Origin of the sequence: Agromyces humi (genome assembly GCF_009720255.1) — a bacterium.
In the GTDB taxonomy this organism is placed as follows: domain Bacteria; phylum Actinomycetota; class Actinomycetes; order Actinomycetales; family Microbacteriaceae; genus Agromyces; species Agromyces humi.
Genome location: NZ_WJSP02000100.1, coordinates 1 through 10,511, shown reverse-complemented (window position 1 = coordinate 10,511; position 10,511 = coordinate 1). Strand labels below are relative to the sequence as shown.

General features: G+C 68.1%; 9 protein-coding genes and 1 pseudogene. 3 read left to right on the top strand and 7 right to left on the bottom strand.

Annotated elements, in window-relative coordinates:
* A pseudogene (locus tag GH736_RS10375) lies at positions 1-183 on the top strand (hypothetical protein); the annotation flags it as partial.
* Between the two features lie 18 nt (positions 184-201).
* On the opposite strand, the gene GH736_RS10370 reads toward GH736_RS10375, so the two are convergent.
* From GH736_RS10370 to GH736_RS10345, 6 genes are all read right to left on the bottom strand, one after another.
* Positions 202-876, bottom strand: coding sequence for a M23 family metallopeptidase (locus GH736_RS10370; protein WP_159602873.1), 675 nt, complete (start codon positions 874-876; stop codon positions 202-204).
* Positions 877-1,230: 354 nt separating this feature from the next.
* Complete coding sequence (gene typA, locus GH736_RS10365) at positions 1,231-3,135, bottom strand: translational GTPase TypA (protein WP_159602871.1); 1,905 nt, start codon at positions 3,133-3,135, stop codon at positions 1,231-1,233.
* Positions 3,136-3,362: 227 nt separating this feature from the next.
* Positions 3,363-5,135 carry a dipeptide ABC transporter ATP-binding protein gene (locus GH736_RS10360; protein ID WP_159602869.1) on the bottom strand — a complete coding sequence of 591 codons (1,773 nt, stop codon included), beginning with the start codon at positions 5,133-5,135 and terminating at the stop codon, positions 3,363-3,365.
* On the bottom strand, positions 5,132-6,088 hold the full coding sequence (locus GH736_RS10355) for an ABC transporter permease (protein WP_159602867.1): 957 nt from the start codon (positions 6,086-6,088) through the stop codon (positions 5,132-5,134). The genes GH736_RS10360 and GH736_RS10355 overlap by 4 nt, the downstream gene beginning before the upstream one ends.
* Entirely contained in the window at positions 6,078-7,007 is a 930-nt protein-coding gene (locus GH736_RS10350; protein ID WP_159602866.1) for an ABC transporter permease, read from the bottom strand. Before GH736_RS10350 ends, GH736_RS10355 begins: the two co-directional genes overlap by 11 nt.
* 182 nt (positions 7,008-7,189) lie before the next feature.
* Positions 7,190-8,809 carry a peptide ABC transporter substrate-binding protein gene (locus tag GH736_RS10345; protein ID WP_159602864.1) on the bottom strand — a complete coding sequence of 540 codons (1,620 nt, stop codon included), beginning with the start codon at positions 8,807-8,809 and terminating at the stop codon, positions 7,190-7,192.
* Between the two features lie 206 nt (positions 8,810-9,015).
* Between GH736_RS10345 and GH736_RS10340 the strand changes: the two genes are divergently transcribed.
* Entirely contained in the window at positions 9,016-9,774 is a 759-nt protein-coding gene (locus GH736_RS10340; RefSeq protein WP_159602862.1) for a CPBP family intramembrane glutamic endopeptidase, read from the top strand.
* On the opposite strand, the gene GH736_RS24940 is transcribed toward GH736_RS10340, so the two are convergent.
* Entirely contained in the window at positions 9,726-10,181 is a 456-nt protein-coding gene (locus tag GH736_RS24940; protein ID WP_235933976.1) for a hypothetical protein, read from the bottom strand. The genes GH736_RS10340 and GH736_RS24940 overlap by 49 nt on opposite strands.
* A 137-nt stretch (positions 10,182-10,318) precedes the next feature.
* Between GH736_RS24940 and GH736_RS24935 the strand changes: the two genes are divergently transcribed.
* Positions 10,319-10,511, top strand: a 193-nt coding sequence (locus tag GH736_RS24935; RefSeq protein ID WP_235933974.1) for a hypothetical protein, incomplete at its 3' end; no start/stop codon positions are given.

Here is a 10,511-nt window from a genome sequence, read left to right as displayed (position 1 = left end):
CTCGCCAAGCGCGTGCTCGTCGCCGCATCCGGCCGACCGACCGACACGGCGACCGAGCTGGAGATCGCGGGCTTCGAGGGCGCGTTCCGCACCGACGACAAGGCCGAGGGCGTCGCCGCCTTCCTCGAGAAGCGCGGTCCGCGCTTCACGGACGGCGCCGGCGCCGGGTTCAGCCCCGGCTGAGCGGCCCGCGAACGGCGATCAGGCGATGTGCTCGTCGAGCCAGGCGAAGCCGTCGAACCGCACGCCGTCGGACCCGAACATCTCGAGGTGCATGTGCGGGCCGGTCGACTGGCCGGTCGTGCCCACGACACCGAGCTGCTGGCCGGCGCTGACACGCTGGCCCTCGACGACCTGCAGCGAGCCGAACTGCATGTGCGCGTAGGAGCTCGTGATGAGCTCGCCGCCGATGTTGTGCTGGACCTCGACGTTCACGCCGAGCCCGCCGCCGTTCTCGGTCGCGAGCACCACGACGCCGTCGGCGATCGACATCACGGGCGTACCGTTGCCCGGATTGAAGTCGACGCCGTCGTGGTTCGTCGAGCAGCCGGCGCAGGGAGCGTCACGCGGACCGAAGCCCGAGGAGCGCTTCTCGGGGGTCAGCACGGGCCAGACGACGAGGTCGGCCTTGACGATCGAGACGCTGCCGAGCCCCGCGATCTGCGAGAGGAGGGGCGGCGGCGCGGCCTCGACGGCGTAGCCCTCGACCGCCATGGGCTTGAGCTCGGCCTCGTGCGCGACCTCGATGGTCTGCGGGGCCAGCGTGATCGAGTCCTCGACCGGGGCGTAGACGGAGGCGCGCGGCTCGGCGTCGGTCGCGGTGATGGCGAGGGCCGGCACGCTCGTCGCGACCAGCATGCCTGACGCGAAGGTCATCGCGATCACCGAGAACGCCGGACGCAACGATCGACGGCGAGGGGCTCGGTCAGGGCTCGTGCGGGAGACGCGGGGGCGGGCAGCGATGGTGCGTGCGCGGGACGAGGCAGGGGGCTTCGGGGCGGCGCGGTGGCCGTGTGTGGGGGAATTCATGCAGGTGCGTTACGTATCCAGGTCAGAAGTCTCGGGGCAATCCCGCCTACCGTACGCACCGAATCTGGGAGATTCATCCGTTACCCGTTCGTGACCTCCGGCGCGCGGCACGCGTTTTCCATTGCGCACGGCGCAACGGAATGAGCGGATGCCCCGAGCTCACGCTCGAGACATCCGCTCACCGAAACCGGATCCTGAGAATCAGCCCTGCTTCTTCAGGCGCGACGTGGCACGGGCACGCGCCGTCTGGTCGAGCTCGACCTTGCGGATGCGCACCTTCTCAGGGGTGACCTCGACGCACTCGTCCTCGCGGGCGAACTCGAGGCACTCCTCGAGCGTGAGCTGTCGCGACGGCGTCATCGACTCGAAGGTGTCGGAAGTGGACTGACGCATGTTCGTCAGCTTCTTCTCCTTGGTGATGTTCACGTCCATGTCGTCGTTGCGCGAGTTCTCGCCGATGACCATGCCCTCGTAGACCTCTTCGGTCGGGTTCACGAAGAAGGTCATGCGCTCCTGCAGCGCGATGATCGCGAACGGCGTGACGACGCCCGCGCGGTCGGCGACGATCGAGCCGTTGTTGCGCGTGACGATCTGGCCCGCCCACTCGTCGTACCCGTGTGAGATCGCGTTCGCGATGCCGGTGCCGCGCGTCGTCGTGAGGAACTCGGTGCGGAACCCGATGAGGCCGCGGCTCGGCACGATGAACTCCATGCGCACCCAGCCCGTGCCGTGGTTCGACATGTTGTCCATGCGGCCCTTGCGCGAGGCCAGGAGCTGCGTGATCGCACCGAGGTATTCCTCGGGCGCGTCGATCGTGAGGTGCTCGTACGGCTCGTGCGTCTTGCCGTTCACCTGCTTCGTGACCACCTGGGGCTTGCCCACCGTGAGCTCATAGCCCTCGCGCCGCATCTGCTCGACGAGGATCGCGAGCGCGAGCTCACCACGGCCCTGGACCTCCCACGCGTCGGGACGGCCGATGTCGAGGACCTTGAGCGACACGTTGCCGACGAGCTCCCGGTCGAGGCGGTCCTTGACCATGCGCGCCGTGAGCTTGTGGCCCTTGACCTTGCCGACGATCGGCGAGGTGTTCGTGCCGATCGTCATCGAGATCGCGGGGTCGTCGACGTGGATCGCGGGCAACGGGCGCACGTCATCGGGATCGGCGAGCGTCTCGCCGATCGTGATGTCCTCGAACCCCGCGACGGCGATGATGTCGCCGGGGCCCGCCTCCTCGGCGGGGAAGCGCTCGAGGGCCTTCGTCTTCAGGAGCTCGGTGACACGCACGTTCGAGTGGGAGCCGTCGTGGCGCACCCAGGCCACGGTCTGGCCCTTGCGGATGCGGCCGTTGAAGACGCGCAGCAGCGCAAGGCGGCCGAGGAACGGCGAGGCGTCGAGGTTCGTGACCCACGCCTGCAGGGGCGCCTCGTCGTCGTAGCTCGGCGCGGGGATGTGTTCGATGATCGCGCCGAAGAGCGGCTCCAGGTCGTCTTCCGCAGGCAGCGAGCCGTCGGCCGGGCGGGTGAGCGACGCGCGACCGGCCTTGCCCGATGCGTAGACGACCGGCACGTCGAGCAGCGCGTCGACGTCGAGGTCGGGCACGTCGTCGACGAGGTCGCTCGCGAGTCCGAGCAGCAGGTCGTGGCTCTCCTCCTCGACCTCGGCGATGCGCGCGTCGGGACGGTCGGTCTTGTTCACGAGGAGGATGACCGGCAGCCGGGCCTCGAGCGCCTTGCGGAGCACGAACCGGGTCTGGGGCAGCGGACCCTCGGAGGCGTCGACGAGGAGCACGACGCCGTCGACCATCGAGAGGCCGCGCTCGACCTCGCCGCCGAAGTCGGCGTGGCCGGGGGTGTCGATCACGTTGATCGTGACGGGACCATCGGGCGCGTGCACGCCCTCGTAGCTGATCGCCGTGTTCTTGGCGAGGATCGTGATGCCCTTCTCACGCTCGAGCTCGTTCGAGTCCATGGCGCGCTCGTCGACATGGGCGTGGTCGGCGAACGAATGGGTCTGCTTGAGCATGGCGTCGACGAGCGTCGTCTTGCCGTGGTCGACGTGGGCGACGATCGCGACGTTGCGCAGGTCGTTGCGGGTGGCGTTGGCCATGGTTGGTCCTCAGTGATGCGTGTCGTCACGTGGCACCGACGCGGCCCTCGCGGGCGGCGCGGCGGCAGCGCGGAAGCGCTGGGTGTGAAGGTCTGTGGGATCGCGCGAAGCCGATTCCACGGCGCGCACCCGACAAGCCTACCGTGCGAGCCGCGGGTTCGGCTGGGAACGCCGAACGCCCGGCATCCGGATGAGCGGATGCCGGGCGTTCGGACGGTGCTTCCGGGCTAGGCGCCGAGCTCGATGCCGGCCCCGGGGATCGCCGCGAGCAGGTCGCGGGTGTACTGCTCCTTCGGGTTGTCGAACACCTCGTCGGTGGTGGCCGACTCGACGATCCGGCCGCGCTGCATCACCGACACGTGGTCGGCGATGACGCGCACGACGGCCAGGTCGTGGGTGATGAACAGGTACGTGAGCCCCAGCTCGGCCTGCAGGTCGGCGAGCAGGCGCAGGATCTGGGCCTGCACGAGCACGTCGAGCGCGGAGACCGCCTCGTCGAGCACGAGGATCTCGGGCTTCAGCGCGAGCGCCCGCGCGATCGCGATGCGCTGGCGCTGGCCGCCCGAGAGCTCGTTGGGGTAGCGGCTCACCAGCGTGCGCGGCAGCGACACCTGGTCGAGCAGTTCGAGCACGCGCGCGCGGCGCGTGGCCTTGGTGCCGACCTTGTGCGTGTGCAGCGGCTCCGCGATCGTGTTGCCGATGTTGCGCAGCGGGTTCAGTGAGCCGTACGGGTCCTGGAACACGGGCTGCATCCGGCTGCGGAGGTTGAAGAGCTCCTTGCCTGTGACGCTCGCCAGGTCCTTGCCGCCGACCACGATCTTGCCGCTCGTGGCGTCCTCGAGCTTGAGGAGCATCTTCGCGACCGTCGACTTGCCCGAACCCGACTCGCCGACGAGCGCCATCGTGGTGCCCTTGGGAATCTGGAACGACACGTTGTCGACCGCCGTGAACTCGCCCGAGCCGCGGATCTTGAAGACCTTGGTCAGGTCCTCGACGATGATCGCGGGCGGGGCGGATGCCACGGCCGCGAGCGCCTCGGCACGGGCCTCGGCCGTGGCGATGAGGTCGATCGTGTCGCCGGCGGCGTCCGACGCGTCGGCCGCCATCGACGACTCGGCCGCGGCGATGCTGCCCGAGGCCTGGATGCGACGCGAGGCGAGGCTCGGCGCTGCGGCCACCAGCCGCTGCGTGTAGGGGTGCTGCGGGTTCTGCAGGATCTGCGCCGACGGCCCCGACTCGACGACCTTGCCCTTGTACATGACCACGAGCTGCTCCGCACGCTCGGCGGCGAGGCCGAGGTCGTGCGTGATGAACAACAGGGTCGTGCCGAGCTCGCGGGTGAGCGACTCGAGGTGGTCGAGGATGACGCGCTGCACGGTGACGTCGAGCGCCGAGGTGGGCTCGTCGGCGATGAGCAGCTGCGGGTCGGCCGCGAGCCCCATGCCGATGAGCACGCGCTGACGCATGCCGCCCGAGAACTGGTGCGGGAACTGCTTCAGGCGCCGGTCGGCGTCCTGCAGGCCGGCCTGCTTCAGCACCTCGATGGCACGCTGCTTGACCTCCTTGCGGCCGGTCGCGATGCCGTTGGCCTTGATGGCCTCCTCGACCTGGAAGCCGATGGACCACACCGGGTTGAGGTTCGACATCGGGTCCTGGGGCACGAAGCCGATCTTCCGACCGCGGATGCCCTCCATCTCCCTCGGCGAGGCCTTGGTGAGGTCCTGGCCGTCGAGGAGGATCTGGCCGCCCGACACGTGACCCGTGCCCGGCAGGAGGTTGATGATGGCGTGCGCGGTCGTGGACTTGCCGGAACCGGACTCCCCCACGATCGCGAGGCTCTGCCCGCGGTAGAGGGTGATGTTCACCCCGTCGACGGCCTTGACCAGGCCGTCCTGGGTGGTGAATCCGACCTGGAGGTCCTTGATCTCGAGGAGCGGGCGCTCCCCGACATCGACCGCGGTGCGCTGCTGCACGTTGCTTCCGTTCACGATCTCGGTCATCGCTGGGCCCTCGCCTTCGGGTCGAGCGCATCACGGATGACCTCGCCCAGCATGATGAAGCTCAGCACGGTGATCGACAGCGCGATCGACGGCAGGATCAGCACCTGCGGCGCCGTGCGGAGGTCGGTCTGGGCGGCGCTGATGTCATTGCCCCACGACATGGTGCTCGAGGGCAGGCCGACGCCGAGGAACGACAGCGTCGCCTCGGCGACGATCGCCGCGGCGAGCGAGATCGTCGTGATGACGATGACGGGCGCGATCGAGTTCGGGAGCACGTGACGCACCAGGATGCGGAACCGCGAGACGCCGAGGGCCGTCGCGGCCATCACGAAGTCGGCGTTCTTCACCCTGAGGATCTCGGCCCTGAGCACGCGGGCCGTCGCCGGCCACGCGAATATGCCGATGGCGAGTGAGATCACCCACACGTTCGCGTACTGCGAGAACACCGACATGATGACCACGGCCGCGAGGATGTAGGGGATCGAGAAGAAGATGTCGCCGAGGCGCGAGAGGACCGAGTCGATCCAGCCGCCGTAGAAGCCGGCGAAGGCCCCGAAGACGATGCCGAGCACGAACACCAGCACGGTCACGATGATGCCCACCGACAGCGAGGTCGACGTGCCGTGGATGATGCGCGAGTAGATGTCGCAGCCCTGCTTGGTGAACCCGAGCGGGTGGCCGTCGGCCGGACCGGCGTTGCTGTTGGACAGCTGGCAGTCGTTGTTCGGCGCGACCTGCGTGAACAGGCCGGGGAACAGCGCGACGACGACGACGAGCACGATGAGGACCGACGAGATCCAGAACATCGGGCGCTTGCGCACGTCGTTCCACGCGTCGATCCACAGGTTCGACGGCTTGCCGTCGGTCTTGACCTTGTCGATCGCGACGAGCGGCGTCTCCTCCAGCGGGGCGACGTAGTGCTGCTGGTCTGGTCTGGTGATGTTACTTGGCATAGCGGATCCTCGGGTCGAGAACGGCGTACAGCAGATCCACCAGCAGGTTCACCACGAGGTAGATCAGCACCATGACGGTCACGAAGGAGACGACGGTGGGTCCCTCTCCGCGGATGATCGCCTGGTAGAGGGTGCGGCCGACGCCGGGCACGTTGAAGATGCCCTCGGTGACCGTCGCGCCGACCATCAGCACGCCGAAGTCGACGGCGAGATAGGTGACGACGGGGATGAGCGAGTTGCGCAGGATGTGCACGGGGACGATGCGGGTGCGGGACAGGCCCTTGCTCGCGGCGGTGCGAACGAAGTCCTGCGTGTCCGTGTCGATGACTGACGCCCTCGTCAGTCGCACAATCTGGGCGAAGCTGATCGTCGCCAGCACCAGCGCCGGCAATATCAGGTCTTGCGTTGGAGCTCCCGGACCGACGGTGGTGCGGAACCATCCCAACTGGATGCCGAAGATGTACTGGGCCACGAAGGCGACCACGAAGATCGGCAGCGAGATGAGGATGAGGCTCACCACCAGCGCGCTCGCGTCGAAGATGCCGCCCTTGCGAAGGCCGGAGATGAGGCCGACCGAGATGCCGAAGACCATCTCGAAGAAGACCGCGATGACGGCGAGGCGGAGGGTGACGGGGAACGTCGTCGCGAGGATCTCGGAGACGGGCTGACCCGAGAACGAGGTGCCCAGATCGCCGCGGAAGATGTTGCCGAGGAAGATCAGGTACTGGACGATGAACGGCTGGTCCAGGTGGTAGCGCTCGCGGAGCTGGTCGAGGACCTGCGGGGGCGGCGTCTTGTCGCCGAACAGGGCGACGATCGGGTCTCCGGGCATTGCGAAGACCATGTAGTAGATCAGGAAGGTGGTGCCGAGCAGGACAGGGATCGCCTGAAGCAGTCGGCGCACGATGTAGCCGGCCATGGATCAGGCCCCGCTGTTCGTGATTGTTGACATGTTGAAGAAACCTCACCGTTTGCGAGTCGTCCACTCGATGGTACGCCGATCGGCGCGGCATCGGGGATACGTGGGAGTGGGGCGGCAGCCGAATGGCTGCCGCCCCACGGGCGCCTCAGAGTCTAACCCCGAGTGCCCCTGAACGAGAATTACTCGCTCTTGGTGACCTGGTAGTACAGCGGAACCGAGTTCCAGCCGAACTCCACGTTGTCGACCGACTCGCTCCACGCGCCGTTGACCGTGGAGTACCACAGCGGGATCGCGGGGAGGTCCTTGAAGAGGATCTCCTGCGCCTGCTGGAACTTCTCGTTCGCGGCGTCGAGGTCGGTGAGCGCGAGGCCCTCCTTGAGCAGGGCGTCGAACTCGGGGTTCGAGTAGTCACCGTCGTTCGAGCCGGCACCCGTCGCGTAGATCGGTCCGAGGAAGTTGAACAGGGCCGGGTAGTCGGCCTGCCAACCGGTGCGGAACGCGGTCTGGATGGTGCGGTCGGTGATCGCGGTGCGGACCTCGGCGAAGGTCGGGTACGGAGCGCCCGACGCGTCGATGCCGAGGTTGTTCTTCAGCTGGTTCGCCACAGCGTCGACCCAGGCCTGGTGGCCACCGTCAGCGTTGTAGGCGATCTGGAAGGTGCCGTCCCACGGGGAGATCGCGTCGGCCTCGGCCCACAGCTTCTTCGCCTCGTCGGCGTCGAAGTCGAGCACCTCGGAACCGGGGATGTCCTCGGAGTAGCCGTCGATGACCGGCGAGGTGAAGTCGTGCGCCGGGGTGCGGGTGCCGGAGAAGATCACGTCGGTGATCTCCTCGCGGTTGATCGCCTTCGAGATGGCGGCGCGACGGAGCTTGCCCTCCTCGCCACCGAAGTGGGCGAGACGGTCGGGGACGGTGAACGACTGGAAGATCGCCGCGGCCTGCGTGACCGAGCGGTCGCCGAACTCGTCCTGGAAGGTCGACAGCGCGCCGTCGGGGATGGCGTCGAGCACGTCGAGGTTGCCGCCCTGGAGGTCGGCGTAGGCCGCTTCCTGCGTGGCGTAGAAGACGATGTCGAGCCCGCCGTTGGCCGCCTTGCGGGGGCCGTCGTAGTCGGGGTTCACGACGAGGTCGATCTTCTCGTTGTGCTTCCAGGCGCCTTCGCCGTCGAGCATGTAGGGACCGTTGCCGACCGGGTTCTCACCGAAGGCTTCCATGTCCTCGAAGGCCGACTCGGGGAGCGGGTAGAACGCCGAGTAGCCGAGGCGCAGCGGGAAGTCCGACTCGGGCTGCTTGAGCTTGACCGTGAAGGTCGTGTCGTCGACGACCTCGAGGCCCGTGAGCTCCGAGTCCTCGTCGTAGCTGAAGCCCTCGATCGACTCGAAGAAGTAGCTCGAGAGCTGCTCGTTCGAGAGGAGTGCGCCGTAGTTCCACGCGTCGACGAACGACGAAGCCGTGACGGGCTCGCCGTTCGAGAACTTCTGGTCGGCCTTGAGCTTGATGGTGTAGTTCTGCGCGTCGTCGGTCTCGATCGACTCGGCGACGTCGTTGACGGGGGCGCCCGAAGCGTCGTAGTAGATCAGGCCCGCGAAGATCGCGTCGAGGATCTTGCCACCACCGGTCTCGTTGGTGTTCGTCGGGACCAGCGGGTTCTGGGGCTCAGAACCGTTCGTGGTGACGACGGCGCTGGAGTCGCCGGCGCCGGCCGACGACGAGGCGTCACCGCTGGTGCAGCCCGAGAGCGTGAGCGCTCCCGCGGCCGCAAGAGCAATGGCGACAACGCCAAATCTCTTGATCTTCAATGTTCCTCCTGGTGAGATGTGCGTCGACAGCACGACTTCTGGTCGCACTGGAGCGCTAGTAGATCGAGACTATGAAGCCGCTTGCACGGAAGCAAACCCAGAGGGAAACCGTTACCGACGCGCAATGTAGCGGGTGACACGGATGCGGAAAACCGCCCGGCGGCGCACGATTCTTGCGCGCATCACCGCCATGCGAGGATTACCGCATGTCCACTGCATGGCGCCTGCGGATCGAGGTCGTGATCGTCCTCGGACTGTCGCTCGGTGCGTCCGCCGTCTACTCGATCGTGTCGCTCATCGCGAAGCTCACCGAGGAGCGCGCGCTCGGCGACCAGAGCGTGGCGCTCAACCCGTCGCGCTCGACGCGCGAGTGGCTGGACTTCACCTACCAGTTCCTCGACGTCTTCTTCGGGCTCTTCGCGGTGGCGCTCGTGCTCTACCTGCTGTGGCAGCCCGGTCGGAGCCCGTTCCGCCGCATCGGCCTCGACTTGACGCAGCCCGGCCGCGACGCGGCATCCGGCGTGCTGCTGGTGCTCGTGATCGGCGTGCCGGGCCTGGCGCTGTACGCGCTCGGCCGGGTGCTCGGCCTCACCGTCGCGGTGCAGGCCTCACCGGCCGACTGGCTGTGGTGGACGGTGCCGATCCTCGTGTTCCGCGCCCTTGAGGCCGCACTCACCGAGGAGGTCATCGTCGTCGGCTACCTCTTCACGCGCTTCGCCGAGCTCGGAGTGGGACGATGGGCCACCATCCTCTCCAGCGCGGTGCTGCGCGGGAGCTATCACCTGTACCAGGGCTTCGGACCGTTCGTCGGCAACGTCGCCATGGGCGTCGTCTTCGGCTGGTGCTACGCGCGCTGGGGCCGCACGATGCCGCTCGTGATCGCGCACTGGATCATCGACATCGTGTCGTTCGTGGGCTATCCCCTGGCCGTCGGCTGGTGGCCGGGGCTCTTCGCCGCCGCCTGAGCCCTGACGGGCGCCTCGGTCGACGGATGCCGCGTGCGCGGCGCCTGCGGCACGTGCTCGCTCCGGGCGAGGGCGACGACGGTGGCCGGCATCGGCGGCAGCGTCTCTTCGGGCACCTCGACGCGGAGGTCGGAATCAGTCGCGCGCACCCTGGCCATGTCGTGCCAGCTCTTGCGGCTCGGCGTGCAGACGGCGCCGAAGCCCTCGTCGCCGAACACGCCGCCGCTCGCGAAGTCCGTGATCGACTGCGCTCGGCGGAGCGCGGCCGCGGTGCCGGGATCGCGGCGTTCGAGGAGTCCGGCGCGTTGCTCGAGCCCGAGGCCGCGGCCGGCGAGGACCGACGTGCCGACGAACAGTCCGACGAAGCCGGCCGTGGCGAGCACTGCGATGAGATCGGCGGAGACCATGCGCACCCCCTAGACGAGAGAACCTCAGTGTACTCCCGGGGGTCGACATCGGGACCGCCCGGATCCGGCGGACCGCGGCCGCCGTGAACATGGGGCCGTCGCGGCCGATCGGCGGTCGCACGGACGGGAACGGGACGATGAGCCTCGCACACGCATTCGCCACGGCGGGCCTCGCCGCACGCCGCACCGACCGGCGCACCGCCACCACGAACGCGGCGAGCAGCGCGATGAGCCAGGCGGTGAGGCCGAACCATCCGAGCAGCAGGCCGATGACCAGGGCGAGCTTCACGTCCCCCATGCCCATCGACGCCGGGGAGATCAGCGCGAGGA

Excerpts from the sequence above, each read along its gene's own strand:
- GH736_RS10360 (WP_159602869.1), bottom strand. The coding sequence starts at position 5,135 with ATGACCGAGATCGTGAACGGAAGCAACGTGCAGCAGCGCACCGCGGTC.
- GH736_RS10370 (WP_159602873.1), bottom strand. The coding sequence starts at position 876 with ATGACCTTCGCGTCAGGCATGCTGGTCGCGACGAGCGTGCCGGCCCTC.
- GH736_RS24940 (WP_235933976.1), bottom strand. The coding sequence starts at position 10,181 with ATGGTCTCCGCCGATCTCATCGCAGTGCTCGCCACGGCCGGCTTCGTC.
- GH736_RS10350 (WP_159602866.1), bottom strand. The coding sequence starts at position 7,007 with ATGGCCGGCTACATCGTGCGCCGACTGCTTCAGGCGATCCCTGTCCTG.
- typA (WP_159602871.1), bottom strand. The coding sequence starts at position 3,135 with ATGGCCAACGCCACCCGCAACGACCTGCGCAACGTCGCGATCGTCGCC.
- GH736_RS10355 (WP_159602867.1), bottom strand. The coding sequence starts at position 6,088 with ATGCCAAGTAACATCACCAGACCAGACCAGCAGCACTACGTCGCCCCG.
- GH736_RS10340 (WP_159602862.1), top strand. The coding sequence starts at position 9,016 with ATGTCCACTGCATGGCGCCTGCGGATCGAGGTCGTGATCGTCCTCGGA.